The organism is Streptomyces sp. NPDC057280 (assembly GCF_042668605.1).
In the GTDB taxonomy this organism is placed as follows: domain Bacteria; phylum Actinomycetota; class Actinomycetes; order Streptomycetales; family Streptomycetaceae; genus Streptomyces.
The window spans coordinates 93311-110087 of the sequence record NZ_JBHUYR010000012.1 but is presented as its reverse complement, the minus strand read 5'-3'; the positions used below and the strand labels follow the sequence as shown (position 1 = coordinate 110087).

5 protein-coding genes are annotated in these 16777 nt (G+C 71.4%); 4 read left to right on the top strand and 1 reads right to left on the bottom strand.

What is annotated here, in order from left to right:
* Positions 1-5 precede the first annotated feature (5 nt).
* On the top strand, positions 6-3212 hold the full coding sequence (locus ACFUO4_RS40250; RefSeq protein ID WP_383494705.1) for a hypothetical protein: 3207 nt from the start codon (positions 6-8) through the stop codon (positions 3210-3212).
* Positions 3212-6334, top strand: coding sequence for a hypothetical protein (locus ACFUO4_RS40245; RefSeq protein ID WP_383494702.1), 3123 nt, complete (start codon positions 3212-3214; stop codon positions 6332-6334). Before ACFUO4_RS40250 ends, ACFUO4_RS40245 begins: the two co-directional genes overlap by 1 nt.
* A 7-nt stretch (positions 6335-6341) precedes the next feature.
* On the opposite strand, the gene ACFUO4_RS40240 is transcribed toward ACFUO4_RS40245, so the two are convergent.
* Positions 6342-6611 (bottom strand): hypothetical protein, encoded by a 270-nt coding sequence (locus ACFUO4_RS40240; RefSeq protein WP_383494699.1) that lies wholly within the window; start codon positions 6609-6611, stop codon positions 6342-6344.
* A gap of 414 nt (positions 6612-7025) precedes the next feature.
* Between ACFUO4_RS40240 and ACFUO4_RS40235 the strand changes: the two genes are divergently transcribed.
* Both ACFUO4_RS40235 and ACFUO4_RS40230 read left to right on the top strand, forming a co-directional pair.
* The gene (locus tag ACFUO4_RS40235) at positions 7026-10670 is read left to right on the top strand and encodes a hypothetical protein (RefSeq protein ID WP_383494696.1); all 3645 of its coding nucleotides are present in this window, start codon (positions 7026-7028) and stop codon (positions 10668-10670) included.
* Positions 10660-16665, top strand: a complete 6006-nt coding sequence (locus tag ACFUO4_RS40230; protein ID WP_383494693.1) for a toxin TcdB middle/N-terminal domain-containing protein — start codon at positions 10660-10662, stop codon at positions 16663-16665. The genes ACFUO4_RS40235 and ACFUO4_RS40230 overlap by 11 nt, the downstream gene beginning before the upstream one ends.
* The last annotated feature ends 112 nt before the right edge of the window (positions 16666-16777 follow it).

The window sequence follows — 16777 nt, the reverse complement described above, 5'->3', positions numbered from 1 at the left end:
GGGGCGTGCTCGACGGTACCCGCGAGACGGGACGCGCGCAGAAGGCCATCAAGGTCCAGCAGGCGCACCAGAGGGGGGCGGACCGGCCTGACATCGCTGGTGAACCGGTCGCGCTCCGCTGGACTACGCACCCTGACCTCGGCTTTCCGCGGCGCCCGTTCGAGGTCTGGCGCCGCCCGCGCAACGAGAAGACGTCGACGCGCCTGGGTTCGGGCAGGCCCATCAACGTCTCGAGCACGCCCCAGCTGATCACGTGGACTCAGGGCGAGATGTATGATGTACAGTTCGACGCCAACCCGCTCGCGGGGTCCGCGTTGGTCGTCGAGGCGCTCGACCTGGCCTTCCATGTGATCCCCGGCCAGCGGATCGAGTTCACAGGCGCAGCTCGTGGCGCGTTCCGCTGCCCGGGCATCGCGGCGCTGCGCGTGAGCGGCAGCGGCGCGGTCGCCGACGTGCGTGGGAACACGCAGCACGCTGTTGCTAACGCAGCCGACTGGGAGCGCCGCCAGGTCGTCGGGCTGCCCTTCGACAAGGGCGAGATCGCCCTGCCGGACTACGACGCGCTCGACCAGGGTTATGAGACGCCGTCGCTGAACGGGCTGGAGGCAGCGCTGATGCGGCTCGACATCGCGCGCACGTTGCGGCTGCCGCTGCCGCCCACCGGCGTTGCCGACATCCCGACGCCCACGTGGGACGGGCCGGACCCGGCCGGGTTCCTGAATTCGCTGCGCACCCTGTCGCCTGCCCTCGTCCGGCTGATCGGCGACTGCCTGGCCGGGGCCGACGACACGGACCCGCTGCGCATGCAGGTTCTCTTCGAGGTCCAGGCGACGCTGCCGGGCATCCGGCAGATGGACATCCCGGGCGGCAGGGGAACCGACCCGACGGTGATGGAGCTGCCCGTTGTCGCGATTAGCATGCTGAGCGCGGGCAGCGACTCCGAGGCCGCCAGCGCGCTCGGCTATGGCACGGTCGAATTCTGGGAGCACAGCGAGGTCGGCCAGAGCGAACTCGTCTATCCGCCCGGCGCGGTACGCACGCGCTTCGACTACATGGTCACGGCGTCGTACATGGTGCCGTTCCAGGGCTCGCTCGATCTTGCTGCGCTCACGCAGCTTTTGCCGCCCCCGGCGCCCCCCAGCGCTCTGCAGACCGCGCACCTGCAGCGTAACCGAGCGCCAGCGATCGACAAGGCGGCCACCGAAGCGGTGCAGGTCTCATGGGCGCTGTCGGAGCTTCCGGCCGGCTTCGGCGTCCTGCGCAGCCTCGGGCCCGGCGACGCGGCGATCCTCAACGCGCCGCGCAAGGCCGGCGGCCACGACCCGTTCATCCCGCAGCGCCCCGATCCCGTCGACGGTGTCCCGCCAGCTGGCGTACGCACAGTCTTCACCGATCCGGTGTCGGTGCTCCCACTGAACGGGTCGGCCACCACGCGCTACATGGCGCTGGCGCTCGATGTGTTCGCGCGTTGGTCGCCGTGGCGGCTCATCGCGTCGACCGCCTCAGCCGACCCCGTGCAGGTGCCCGGCCTGGTCGCCGCCGACCTGAAGACCGACGTCATGGCGCGCACCGGTCGGATCGTGCCCGGCACGCTGGAGGTCGACGTCGTGTGGGACTGGTCGGACCGCTCCCCTGACCGGCTCCACCTGACCGGGAGCTTCATCGGCGCCGCCGCGCAGCCGCCCGCCTCCGCACCGACATCGGTGCCGTTCGGCCCGGGCGGTCCCGTCGTCATCCGCTTCACCGCTACGGGGGCGCCGTTCATCGACTCCGGCCACACCGGCACGGTCTCTCTGGTGCCGCAACCGACCCCAGGACCAGGGCTGACACCGCCGGAGGGAGACCGGCGCCAATACCACCTGCGGCTGACGGGGCTCTCGTGCGACTTTACGACAGCCGGCGAGGTCGCCTTGGCGGTCTGGGTGCACGGAGCCGAGACCGTGCGACCTACCGAGCTGAGTGCGCAGTCGGACCCGCGCGTGGCTCGCGCGCCCGACCCGATCCCGCCCCCGCCACCGGTACTACCCGCGATCGACCTGCAGTGGACCGCGCTGCCCGACGCGACCGGGCGGGCCCGGGCTGTGCTCACCTGGCCCGATGTCGCCGGCGCAACGGGCTACATCGTGTGGGAGGCGACCGAGGCCGCGCTGCGCCGTGCTGTCGCGCCCGGCGTCGCCGATCCGCCACCGACTGATGACGTGCTCACCCGCGCGGGCGCCCTGCGCGCACTCGTGACCGGCTCGGCCGACGCGCAGGCACGCAGCCTCATCGCGTTTTCCCGAGTGCGTGACCGGCCGTTCGCCGAGACCCGGCTGGAGCTCGCGCTGCCCGGCGCCGCCGATTCGCTCTACGCGTACCGGGTCTCGGCCGTCACGGCCGCCAACGTGGAGTCGGCGCGCTCGGACACCGTCGCACTGGTCGCGGTACCGCGCCGGATCGTGCCCGGCCGGCCGACCCTGATGCTGCGGCCGGCGGTAGGCGGCGGCGTCGATGTGATCGCCGTCCCAGGCCGCGGACCGCGCCTGGCCGGCCTGCGCGTGCACCGGGTGCGGCGTGCGGGACTGGCGCAGGAGACTGGGATGATGGGACCGGCCGCGATCGCCGAGTCCGATCCGGGCTGGCGCGCCGTGACGGTCCCACGACGGCCGGGCGAAACTACCGGCGATAGCGGGCTGGCGGTCACCGATCCGGTCGAGGCCAGCTGGTACCCGTACCACTACCGCGTCGTGGCCGTCGGCCAGGCCGACCCGCCGAACGGCGGCATCCCGGGCGAGTCCGACCCGTCGGCCGTCGCGAGCATCGTGCTCGCGCCCACCGCCGGGCCCATGCTGGACAGTGTCGACGTGGCGGTGAACGCGAACAACCGTGTCGTACGCTTCCGCACCGATCTGCCGGTCCGCGAGAGCCCCGTCGGCCAGGCCCGGATCACCGTGATCCGGATCGCCGCCCCCACGCCGGGCGCACGCCTGGAACGGACGGCTGTCCTCTCGGTCGCACCGCAGGACGTACAGCAGGGCGCACTCCTCGAGCCCCTTCCCTCGCCCACCGCGGCACAGCTCGCGGCCATGCCGGAGATCCGGCGCGGCGCACCGGACGCGCAGGGACGCTGCACCTACTCGGTCCGCGTGCGCACCGACCTGACGGCCGGAGTCGTCGTGGTCTGCGATCCGCTCGGGCGCAGCCTCGAACAGACGCTGCCGGAGGTGACGTGATGGGCGCGCTCGAAGAGACGATCAGCAGCGTCGGGATCGCAGCGTGGGGCAGCTCGATGCCCGTGATGAGCCCGACCTGGACGGACGGGACCCAGCCCACCGCCGACGAGGCCGGGATGGCGCTCACGCTGGGCGGCGGGAGCTGGCGCGCCCCGCTCGCCGGCACGGTGGCCGTTCCAGCCGCTGGGCGTGCACTGCCGCTGACACTGATCGGTCCGGGCGGCGGGCCGCTACCAACCTCGGGCGTAGTGGTGCTGACGTTCGACCGGCGGGCGTATCTGCGGCTCGCGCACCTTTACGCGCAGGTACTCGAAGACCCTGCGGGCGCGCGGGCCGAGCGAGCCCGCGGACTCCCCTTCCGTCCGGTGCCACTGCACGTGTGCTACACCGCCGATGGCGGGACGGGCGGGAACATCGCGGCCGGCGGCGATCTTGGCGTGCGCGGCAGCTGCACGTTCCATGACGCTTCCGGGCTGCCGATCGACCCCCTCGCGGTCGCCGCCGCGTTCACCGTGCTGATGACCGCGCACAACACGCTGCAGGGCCGCCCGCTCGGCGCGGCGTTCGACGCGAGCCACCAGGTGTCCCAGATCGCCGCGCTCGCCGGGACCGCCGATGTCCGGCTTCGGCTGGCCGACCACGCCGGCCGTCCCCACGACGGCACGCAACTGCAAGGAATCACTGGGGTGAACGCGCCGGTCGGGCTGTTTACTCTCGACAGCGGCCTCGCCGGCACCGTGAGCAAGGCCCCCACCAGCGGGGCTTTCCCGGCCGAGGCGCGGCGCCTGCTGCGCCTCGGCCCGGCCGGCACCGGCACCTTGGGAGAACAGTTCACGCCACCCACCGCACCCGCCGGGGTGACACTCACACGAGACTTCTTTTCACTCTGCGTCACTGATCTCGGCGGCTACCTACGCGGCACACCCGACCCCGACTGGGACGGCACCAAGGTGCACCCCCAACCCGAGGTACGGCTCGACGAGGCGCTGACGCTGCTTGTCGACGGCAACGACGTACTGGCGTCTGCCGCCGCCGCGCTCGCCGGCACACCCGTCGAATCGCACGTGGTCGCACAGGTGATCGACGGCGCCTTCCCCGTACCTGCGATGCGCGGAACTGCCGCACACTGGCCGGGGTTCCCGGCCACGACCGGTACCGCGGCGTCCGCCGGCCCCATCCCCGTCGGCCTGCGGACGGGCTTCGCCATGACCGCAGGCTTTCTCTCCGACGGCAACCCGGCGACCGCCGACGTCGATGTCGTGGTGACCCTCTCCCGACTGCCTGAGGAGGCGCACGTACGGCTGTACCCACGCGTTTTTCTACCCGACGCACGCGAGGCGCGCGGCGACGGCGCCGCCGGAATCGCGCGCAGCGGCTCGCTGACGCTTCTGCTGCGCGACCCATTCCGGCTACGCGTGGTGGGCCTCCCCGATTCCGCTGTAGTCCTGCCCTCGCAGGCCCGGCTGGTGGTCGACGTGATCGTCGTCAAGCGAACTGGCGAGGCGCGCATCTTCGGAGCCGTGGCGGTTGATGTCGCGGCGCCGTCGCCCCGCGCCGTCGCCCCCGCGCCCGCCTCGAATCCGTTCGCCGCTGCGCCGCGACGCGGGATCTCCAACGCCGGCGTGCTCGGCCTGCGCGGCCCGGCCATCCCAGCGGGAACAACGGACCTCCTCGGCGTGATCACCGCATTGTCCGGCGAGGGGCAGCCGCGCGACGCGTCGCGCTTGCCGACGATGGCCCATCGCGAGCTCATCGTCGCCGGCCAGACCAGCGGCATCTGGCGCGCCGTGCTCAGCGGCGGCCGACTCGAATCCGAGCTGCACTCGGCCTCGCCGCGGCTCGGCGCCCCGGGCGGCCTCGGCGGACGCGAAACGCAGGCGGTGGGAGTCGCGGCGGACGGCGGACGACTCGCGTGGGATCTCGGGCGCGCTGCCTTCCGGCGTACCACGCGCTTCGACAGGCGCATGGGGGAGATCGCCAACGCGCGCTGGGACCAACCTTCGGTGGCCACCTCGCCCCTCGGAACCATGGCCGGCGTGGCGCTGCAGACGACTGCGCCGAGCTGCGCAACGCCCGAACTTGCGGTACTGCGCGCAAGCGGCGCGATCGACCCCGACTCGACAACACGGCCGCAGAGCTTTGACGATCTCGTCGACTGGCTCGAGGACAACCTCCTTTCGGCCGGCGTGCCTTTCGGCACGCAGATCATCGACGCGCTGAAAGGGCTCAAGGACGATGACACGCTGTCGGAGTCGACACGCGAGAGGCTGTTCGAGGAAGCTGAACGCGAGGTGATGACCTCCGCCTATGGCCGCCGCGACACCCAGTGGGCCCTCCTCGACGCCATCGTCCGGGCCCGTCGGTTTATCTACATCGAGACCCCCGGGTTCGCACCGACGCAACGCGACTACGCCGCCACGGGCGATCCCATACCGCCCTACGCAGCCGACCTCATCGCCGCACTCGCGAGCCGTCTGAATGCCGCGCCCGGCCTGCATGTGGCGATCTGCGTGCCACGCGACCCGGACTTCGCGCCCGGATACGAGCCAGCCGCCGCCTACGAAGCCACCGCCCGCCGGACCGCCATCCTCAGACTGCCCACGGCATCCTCACCCGATACGTCACGCGTCGTCGCGTTCCACCCCGTCGGCTTCCCTGGGCGCCGCAGCCGCCTTGAGTCGACGGTTGTGATCGTCGACGACGTATGGGCTCTCGTCGGCGCCTGCACACTTCGCCGCCGCGGACTCACACTCGACGGCTCGACCGACGTGGCGCTCACCGACATGGAGCTGGAGGAGGGCGTCTGCCCTTCGCTGCGAACCTTCCGCCGCACGCTGGTGGCGGATCGGCTGGGCATCCCGGCCACGTCCGCGAGCACGTTCGGGTTCATGCCCGATCCGCGCTTCGTACGACTCGATGACGGGATCGAGATGATCGGCGTGATCCGCGAGCAACTCCTGGCCGGCGGTCTCGGGCGAATCGAGCGGCTCTGGACAGGCGTCACGCCAGGCACCACCCCCATCACGCCGCTCGACCAGCGCCTCGCCGACCCCGACGGCGAGGAGTTCGACCTCCCAGGAATCCTGGCGCTCGCCACGATCGCCGCCAACTCCGGTTTCTGAACAGCGTTTACCGTCCAGCATCGGAGCCGAATACGCAGGGGTCCAAGTCGAGCCGGAAAAGAGGATGGCGCCGCCGCCGTTCCTCGAATTCCAGGTGCGTCGCGATCGCCCGGATCGGAATCTGCTTGACCCAGGGCAATCGGCAGATCTTCGCTCGGCCCTCTACACAGATCGCCAACGTCTGCTGGAGGGGGCCATTGACCGTGTCGGAGGTGCTCGCGGTGGCATCTTTGGCCGGTGCCGACCCGAGCGAGACCGTGGCCTGCCGCCCGTCCATCCGTAACAGGCACTCTCCGTTGGCTCGATGTTGCATGAAGTGTCAGTTCGCGGGCGGGCCCTCCCGCCGTCCGGAACGGTGCCCCATAGGCAGGCGCGTCTGCCTCGACAAGCTCCGAGTCAGCCGGGACGAGTGCTGCGCCTATGTCTGCCGTCAATTGCGTCCTGCGGTCCAAACCCTGACGGACGCTTCGTGCCGCAGCCCTCCCTCGAATCACCGGCGGTGACCGGTCCGGTCGGGTGAGCCGGCCGTGGCGAGCACCACACGCCGCTCGATGCGCAGGCAGGATGAGGTGCCTCGAATACGTCACCGAGCTGATAGCCGTTGTTGCGCAGCACGAGCAGAATTGCCGGAACTGTCGCTCGCCGCGCTGCGGCGAAGTTTCGCCAAGCCGACATGCACCAGGGGGATTTGATGCCGAACGTCATTGCCGGGGCCGTGCGGTCGATGCCGGTGTTGCGTGAGCGGGAGGTACTGCTCGCCGATGTGGGCCGGCTCGGGTCGGGGCGCGCGTCGGACGCGGCGCGCGCGTCCCTCGCCGAGATCGAGCTGGCCGTGCAGGGCGCGGATGCTGATGCCCAGCGAGGCTCGTACGAGGCAGCCCTGCTGGGATACCAACGGGCACGCGCATTGGTCTATCGGCTGCTGCATCCGCCGTTCGACGTCTCGCAGTGGCTCCGGGATCGGTACGCCGTCGGGCTTCCGACCGGAGCGGAGGTCGAGAAGGCGCTGCTGGTGACCGGCGCGCTGATGCTGCGGACCCTTCAGCCGGAATTCGCGGAGTCTCCCGCTCTGATCAAGGATGCCGTGGCGGCTCCGCTGGGGGAGGCACTGGGCCGGTACACGGAGTCGGGATATCACCGCGAGGCCACCGGGGACGTGCTGCTGGAGGCTGCCGCTCAGCAGACGGTCACGCTGATCGCCGACGGCAAGCCCGAGCAGGCGGTGTCCGTGACAGAGCGGGCGCTGCGGGCGGCGTCCGGGCACAGCACCACGCCGCACGCGCTGTCGAGCACGTACCTGAACCTGGCCGCTGCGCTGCTCCAAGGCGGTGCCCCGGACAAGGCCCGGCAGGTCGCGGCCAAGGCGGCCGAGGGTTTCGGCTCCGTGGGCGACCAGGTCGGTCTGGTACAGGCTTTGCACGCACAGGCCGTCGGCGCGACAGCCGCCGGTGACACCGGCGCCGCCCGAGAACTGTTCGCGCGGATCGACGCCGTGCTTGAGCAGAAGCACGGTGAGCGTTCGGCGGTCCACGGCGAACCGGGTCCCGACGGGCACCACCTGGCGGGCGAGGCGGGCGGCGTCGAGACGCGGTCCGCGGTAGACGATGTCGTCGAGGACCTGACCCAGCTGCGGCTGGGCGCGGACGCGGCGCGGCCCGCGTTTGCCGTACGCCCCGGGTCCGGCCGGGCCGATGTGGTCTCGACGGCGCTGATCGGACGCAATGGCCGCGCGCCCGAGGTGCTCGACCCGGCCCGTTCGCACGACGTACACACCCTCGCGCTACGGCTGCCCGGCCGTGTCGACGGGTGGCAGATCATTCCTGCGGCGAGCCGGGCCGAGCAGACGGTCGCCTCGCAGCCGTGGAAGGTCGCCGTCCCGGTAGGACAGGGGCTGGCCGAGTTCTCCGTGGCCGTCGACACCGACGAGATCGCGACCCGGCTCACCCAGCTGGTCTACGAGCCGCGCGTGGCCGCCGGCGGTCTCCTCGCCCTGCGCCTGGTGGCCGCGGACGCGTCCAGCACCGCCGCCTATCTCACCCACCTCTACTGCTACGCGCTGCCGTTGCGCTGCGCGGACGTCGAGCACGCCCTCGGCCTGTACCGGCAGGCGGAGGAGGGTTATCTGGAGGCCGCCGCCTACAGCTATCTCAACCCCGACACCGAGGCGGTCGCCCTGTGGGTGCGCCTCGCCCGCAACGCGTTGGAATGGGGCCACACCTGTTACCGGGCCGAGGACTTCGCCGGCGCCGAGGCGCAGTACGGCAAGCTGGTCACCGAGGACTCCGCCGTGCCCGATGCCTCACCGCTGTACACCGTGTCAGGCCTGACCGCCCCCGCCGACCTCGCGCGCGGCATCATCGCGCACCTGGGCGACCGGCCGCTGCCCGAGAAGCAGTCGGAGATCACGCAACTCCTGCTCAACGCCCTGTCATACCTGGGCCAGCTGGCTGGCGGACTGGATTTCTACGGCCTGCTGCTCTCGCCGATTCACACCTTCGAGTACCTCCAGAGCGTCGCCCGCGGCTTCGCCCAGGAGGCCGTCCAGGCCGAGCGGGAGTACGTCAACTTCCGCAGCCGGGAGCAGCTCGAGGCGGCTACCCGGCGGGACCTGGAGACGACCCGGGCGATGGCGCGCGCCGAGGCCCAGGGACGCCAGGAGCAGTACCGCGCCGCCCAGGCCGACACGACAGCCGCGCAGCGCGCACTTGAGCTGGCGATCCGGCGTCGCGACGACTCCGTCGCACAGCGCGCGGACTACGCCGCCGCCAGCTGGACCCAGATCTGGTCACAGGCCGCCGCTACCGCCCAGGGCATGGGCTCGGACTCATGGTTCAACGAGATCAGCGAGCTGGCCGACAAGCTCGACCGCGGCGAGTCGATCAGCGGCCCGCGCGGCAAACTCGCGGCCGCCCACACCTTCCAGGCCGGCCGCCGCAATCGTGAGTACGAGCTGGCCAAGATGGCTGACGGCATCACCGAACTGAACGCCGCGATCCCAGTCGCCCAGGCCCAGGTCGATTCGGCGCAGCACGCGGCCAAGGCGGCCGAGATCGCCTGGCAGGCGGCACTGCAACGGGCGCAGCTGGCCGACGCGGCGCTGGCCGCCTTCGACGCCAACGAGTTCACACCCGAGGCCTGGTCAGCGATGGCAGACATCATGCGTGACATCTCCCGGGACTATCTGTGGCGGGCGATCCGGATCGCCAAACTGATGGAACGCGCCTACAACTTCGAGCACGACACCACGCTGCTCGTCATCAAGGACCAGTACGGATTCGCCGTGGCAAACGCGGCCGGTGCCGACGCGGTCCTCCTCGGCGGCGACGGGCTGCTCGCCGACATTGACTCCTTCACCTACACGGCCATCACCACGACCCGGCGCAAGCGCAGCAGGATCAAGGACGTCATCTCGCTGGCGACAGAGTTCCCGGCGCACTTCGAGCAGTTCCGGCGCACCGGTCTGCTCTCGTTCGAATCCGACCTGTATGAGTTCGACCGGCTGCACCCGGGCTTCCACCAGCAGCGCATCGAGGCAGTGGAGCTGGGGTTCGTCGGCCTCGTACCGGAAGAGGGACTCAACGGCACCTTCTCCGCGGGCGGGGTGACCCGCTACCGGCAACGCGACGGCGGCACCGGTGCGCGCGTGCACGTGGTCGACACCATGGCCCTGTCGGACTTCGAGCTGCGCAACGACCTGTTCCTGTACGGCGCGGACACCGGCGTGCGCGGGCTGTTCCAGGGCCTGGGGCTGGGCACCACCTGGGAGCTGCGGCTGCCGCGACGCAGCAACGACTTCGACTTCGCCCGGATCGTCGACGTCCACCTCGTGGTGTACTACACGGCTGAATTCGACCCCGCGCTGCGGGACGCGGTGCTGGCCGGGCCGTCCCGCCCCGGCGAGTTGTCGGCCGTACGCACCGTCAACCTGCGCTACGACGCACCGGATGCCTGGTACGGCTTCTACCGCGGCGGCATCGTGGACTTCACACTCGACCCGGTCCGGATGCCTGCCAACCAGCGTGAGTTCACCACCGCGTCGGTACAGCTGCGGGTCCAACCTCGCCCCAGTGTCGACCCGGCCGCGGTGACGCTGAAGGTGACGGCACCGGGCCAACCCCCGGTCGATGTCACCACCGACGCGGATGGGGCGGTCGATCTGACCGCGGCTCTGCCCGCACTCGTCGGAACCAGCCCGCTCGGCAGCTGGCGGCTGGAACTGACGGGAGGCCCCTCGGTGACCGAGAACGGCGTCGTCCGGCCGGACCGGCTGGTGTCCGCGCAGATCGGCCTCGAATACTCCTTTACCTACCCCACGGAGGTTCGAGATGCGTGGTGACTCTGGCCTCGGGCAGGTGGCACTCCCCGCCGCGGGAGGCGGAGTGGCACCGCTCGGCGATCGCTTCCAGCCCGACCTCGTCCGTGGCAGCGGCAGCTACGCGGTGTCGCTGCCCTGCCCGAAAGGGCCCAATGATCTGCGGCCGACGCCATCGCTGACGTACTCGACCGGTTCGGGCAACGGGCCGTTCGGGCTCGGCTGGCGGCTGGAACCCCTGCGCATCGAGCGCCGTACCGACCGCGGTCTGCCCGCGTACACCGACAGCGACGAGTTCACCATCGGCGGCGCGGACGTCCTGGTCCACGTTGGCGGCGGAGTGTACCGCCCCCGCACCGACACCCAGCACTGGCGGATCGAGCGGCTGCCTGGCACCGACCCCGCGCGTGGCTGGCGGATCCAGGACGGCCGGGGCCGCACCCAGTTGCTCGGGACGTCCGAGGCGTCACGGGAGACAGGCCCGGGCGGCGAGGTGTTCGGCTGGTGGCTGGCCGAGGAGGCCGACCCGGTCGGCAACGCCGTGCGCTACGACTACCTGGGCGACGGGCAGCGGTTGTATCCGGCGGCTCTGCGCTGGTCGGTGTGGGCCCTGGAACTCTCCTACGAGCCGCGCCTGGACGTGCTGCGCTCGGCCCGTGCGGGCTTCCTGCGGACGACCGCGCTGCGCACCCGCGACATCGCGCTGCACTGCACCCGCTCCACGGATGCCCAGCCGCTGCGCACCTGGCGGCTGGAGTACACCGAGGCCGCGAACGGAGCATCCCTGCTGCACCGGATCGAACTGTCCGCGGGCGAGGGCGCCGAGCGGATCGCGCACCCCCCGCTCACCTTCGACTACGCCCCCTTCGACGCCGCCGACGCCACCGTGGACCGGATCGGGGCGCTGCTGCCGCCGCCTCCGGTCGGCGACCCGGGCACCCAGTTCGTCGATCTCGACGGCGACGGACTGCCGGATGTGCTCCAGCTCGCCGAGGGGACCGCCCGGCGCTGGCACAACAACGGCGACGGGGCGTTCGAGGGCCCCTACCGGCTGGCCGCGTTGCCCTCCCTCGTCTCCCTGACCCGCAGCAATGTGGCACTGGCTGATCTCGACGGGGACGGCCGCGCGGACCTGTTCGCCGTCGACCAGCCCACCTCGCTGACCTTCCGGGCCGACGGCCGCGGCGGCTTCGAGGACCTGCCGCAGACCTTCGCACAGCGCCCCTCCCTGCGGCTGGCCGACCCCGCGACCCGGCTCACCGACCTCGACGGCGACGGAGTCACCGACCTGCTATGGACCGGCCCGGACGCCTTCGTCGCCTTTCGGCACGAGCAGGGCCGGGGCTGGCGGGAACCGGCGGTCATTCCCCGGGTGCGCGACCTCGACACCTTCCCCGATGTCCGCTTCGGCGAGCGCGGGGTACGGCTGGCGGATCTGACCGGCGACGGCCTGCAGGACATCGTGCTGCTGCGCAGCGGCCAAGCGTCGTACTGGCCGGCACTCGGCGACGGCCGCTACGGGTCTCAGGTCTCCCTGGCCGGTGCGCCCGTGCTGCCGGCGGGGTACCGGGAGGAGCAGCTGCATCTCGTCGACGTCGACGGCGACGGCTGCGCGGACGTCGTCTACTTCGGCGACGAGGGGACCACGGTCTGGCTGAACCGGTGCGGCAACGGATTCGCGCCACCGGCGACCGTGCCGATCGGACCACCACCGGGCCGCCGGGTGGTAGCCGCCGACTTGTACGGGGACGGGCGTCCGGGGTTCGTCTGGGACGGCGGTGCTGCGACCGGGGACAGCGGCTACCGGGTCCTGCGGTTCGCCGCCGCGAGCCCAGCACCGTATCTCATGTCGCAGGTGGACAACGGCATGGGCGGCCGTTCCCGGATGCGGTACGAGAGCACCACCGCGATGCGGCGGCGGGACGGGGCGGACGGACGCCCGTGGAGTGGGGCGCTGCCTCTCGTCGTCCATGTACTGGCCGCGTTGGAGCACACGGACCAGGTCACCGGCCGGGTGACCGCCAGCGCCTTCCGCTATCACGACGGCGTCTGGGACGGGCCGAACCGGGAGTTCCGCGGCTTCCGTTCCGTGACCGTGGACGGCGGTGACCCCGGGCTACCGGTACGCCAGGAGGTCAGCTTCTTCCAAGGCGACCCGGACCAGCCGGACCTCGTCGAGCGCGCCAGACAACGGGCCCTGGCCGGCAGCCCGGTCGGCACTGAAAGCCTCGAACGCGACGGTGCCGGGTGGCGGACGCTCCAGCGCTCGACCCAACGCTGGGACGCCCGGCTCGAACACGATGGCGGCGCGTCGGAAAGCGTCTGGTGTCCGTTCGCGGCCGAGATCGAGACCCGGGAAGTGGGCGCCCCGGACCGGGTGGAGCGCACCACCTACGGCGACCTCGACCCGTACGGCAATGTGACGTCACAGGTGCGGGAGAGTTTCGCCGACGGTACCGACCCGAGCGAGTGGCTGCGCACCGAGGAACGTACGCAGTGGGTGGCGGCCCCGGCCGACCCCGCGGTCGGCCGCTGGCTCGTGCACCTCCCGGCCCGGGTGACGGCGCTGGCGGGCGACGGCAGTCCCTTCGCCTGCCGGATCACCCGCTACGACGGGCCCGGCTTCGAGGGACTGCCCGTCGGTCAGGCCGAGGCCGGGCTATCCACGGCCACCTGGGAGGCCAGGCTGCTTGACTCCCGCACTCCTGCGGACCACTTCGGCGCCACTGATCCGGCCGACCTGGGCTACGAACGGGTGGAGGGGCCCGCGCCGGGGTGGTACGCCCGCGCCGAGGCCGTGCGTCGCGACGCACGGGGCAACCCCGTGGAGATGCGCGATCCGACGGGCGCCGCGACCCGTACGACGTACGACCCGGACGGGGTGTTTCCGCTGGCCACCACGGACGCGGCGGGACACACATCGACGACCGACTTCGATTTGCGCTCCTGCGAGCCTGCGCGCACCGTCCTGCCCGGCGGACGCACGAGCCGCTCTGAGTTCGACCTCCTGGGCCGGCTGATCGCGGTGTACGAGTCGCCGTCCGGTCCAGACGGCACGGAACAACTGACGAAGGCATGGGCGCTGGACACCGCCAACGTGCCAGGATCGATCACTTCCTACGCACCGTCCGCGCCGGGGGCGCAGCGCGCCCAACTGCTGGCGGCCGACCCGATGACGCTGCCGGAGATGGCCGGGGTCTCGGTGGCCCGGATCTTCCACGACGGCTTCGGCAACCCGCTCGTCACCGCGAGTACCGTGCCCGGCCTACCTGGCACCCCGTCCCGCGCCGCACTCACCGACCGGGTCGTCATGGACGGCCGCTCGCTGATCGTGGCCCGGCTCGCCCCCGCCTTTGCCACGGACCTGAGCTGGCCCGGCGTCCCGTCACCCGAGCAGCTTGCCCACCCCTCGACCCAGCACACGCGGTACGACTCCGCCGGGCTGGTCACCTCGATTACGGACCCGGGCGGGGCGCAGTTCACTGCCCTGCGTGCCCCGTTCACCATCGAACACCGGGAAGGCGGGCAGCTGACCCGCACCGAGCGGTACGACGCCCGCGGCCGGCTCACCGCGGTGCTCGAGCAGGTGGGTGACAGCACGGTGGCCGAGCACCACTACACACTCGACCCCGACGGCCGCATGGCGGTGCTGCGCGACGGCACCGGGGCGGAGGTGGCTGGCTGGGTGCACGCGGGGCCGTCCGAACCGGTACGGATCAGCCACCGCGACGCGGGCACCCGCCGCTACCTCCGTGATGCGGCGGGGCGGCTGGTGCGTCAGACCGGAGCGGACGGCGCCGAACTGCGGTACACCTTCGACGTGCTGGGCCGGGTCACGGCCGTGGATCACACCCCCGCCGCAGGTGGAACGCCCGTACGGGTGCGCGAGGTTGTGTACGACGCCGACCCCGACCCCGCCCACCCGTCCACCGGGCGGTTCCTCGACGGACGGGTCGCGGTACTGAGGGAGGGGGCTGCCGGATCGGCCGTCACCTTGCGCTTCGCCTACGACACCGCGGGGCGCCCTGTGACGGAGGAACAGACCATCGATGGCGAGACGCTGACCCTGCGCCGGGAGTACGACCTCCAGGGCCGACTGATCGCGCTGACCTATCCGGACGGCGCGCGGATCGGCTACCGGCTGCACGCGTGCGGTGCTGTCCTCGCCGTCGAAGGGTTCGCCGACCACGCGGAGTACGCGGCTGACGGTGCGCTGCTGGCGTACCGGCTGCCCGGCGGGGGCCGCGTGGAGACTCCGCGCGACCCGCTCTCCGGTCGCCTGACCGCGGTCCGCGCCATTCCGGCGGGCGGTGCACCGGTGCAGCGCGCCCTGGAGTACACGTACGACGCGCACGGCAGCATCACCGAAATGCTGGACATCGCGCCGGACGGCAAGGAATTCAGCGAGTTCCGCTACGACGGACTGCACCGGCTCGTCGGCGCCGGGGTGCGTGCCGGGGGTCCGGGTGGCGCCCCGGTACGGCTGCACGCCTACACGTACGACCTCGCTGGGAACCTGCACACGTTCGGCGACGCAGGTGGGGCCACGCTCGACTACACGGACCCCTCCCACCCCGGGCGGATCACCTCGGTGGTGCGCACCGGCGCGCCCGCCGCATCCGTCACCTACGGCGCCCGCGGCGAGGTGACCGCACACGGCGGGTTGAGCGGACTGCGCCTTGACGCCTTCGATCGGCTGGAGCAGGCCGAGACCGCGCTGCCGGGCGGCGGAGGGACGACGGCCGTCGGTTTCCGGTACGACCCGCAGGGCCGTCGCGTGCTCAAGGAGGTGCGTGACGGGTCCGGGACGCTCACCGCACGGACCCGGTATCTGGCCGGGTTGTGGGAACAGTCCGCGCAGCGCACCGTCCGGCATGTGTTCCTAGGCACCCAGCTGCTGGCCGGAGTCGAAACCCCGGCAGGTGAGGCGGCGACCACCCGTTTCCATCTGTGCGACCACCACGGGACCGTGGTGGCGGCTCTGGACGCCGCCGGAGCTGTCCTCGTCTGGCAGCGGTACGCCCCGTTCGGTGCGGCGCTCGCGACCGGCCTGGGTCCTGGCGGCGCGGGCCGCTACCTGGGCCGCGAGCCCGACGCGGAGCTGGCGCTGCTCCAGCTCGGTGCGCGCTGGTACGACCCGGCACTGGGGCGTTTCCTGTCCGCGGACTGGTATGTGCTGGAGCATCCGGGCAAGGTGGTGCGGCTGCCGCAGGGCTTCGCCGTGTACGCCTACGCGTTGAACAACCCGCTCTCCTTCAAGGATCCGTCCGGCCTCTGGTTCGGGATCGACGACCTGATCGTGGCCGCGGTCGGCTTCGCCGTCGGCTTTGTCACCGGCCTGGTCTATGGCCTGGTGAACGGCCAGGGCTGGGGCAGCCTGCTGACCGCCCTCGAGACCGGGCTGACCACGGCTGCCGGTGCCTGGCTGGGCTGGACCGTCGCAGGCCCGCTCGGACTCGCGATGGGCGGGATGAACGGACTGATCTGCGGCCTGCACGGGGTCTACGACTGGTCCAGCCCGTCCGGGTGGCTCGCCTTCCTGTCCGACTCCACCTGGAACCTGATCGGCACCTCGCTGGGCAACGTCGTGCACGTGATCAATCTGTTCTACAAGGACGCGAACTACCGCGAGGATCTCAGCCGACGCCAGAACCGCAACGTCTACGAAGGCGGCTTCGCGCTCAAGAAGGACTTCGCCTTCACCCAGGGCAACGTCATCTCCAACGCGGGTCAAGGCGGCAAGGGCATCAACGCGTCGTTCATCGCCAACCACGAGGAGCTGCACATCACGCAGCAGCGGATCTTCGGCCCACTGTTCCAGGGCACCTACATCGTGTGGGCCGTCGGCGGTGTGATCGTCGGCAGCGTCGTGTGGCTCTGGCACACGGACACCGGCGCCTCCGGCCTCGGTAGCCTCATCGAGACCGCGGCCTACTACGACAATCCCTTCGAGTACTGGGCGTACAAGAATGACAACAACTGGCCCCCAGCCGGTGCCAACCCCACTCTCGCTTACTGAGCCGTTTCAGAGTGGCCACTGAACGGGTGTGCCCGGTGGTGTGCGCAATGCACGAGGCTCCCGTGCCGTTGAGGGAGGTGTTCGTCGTCTCAACTCATCGGCGCAGGAGCCT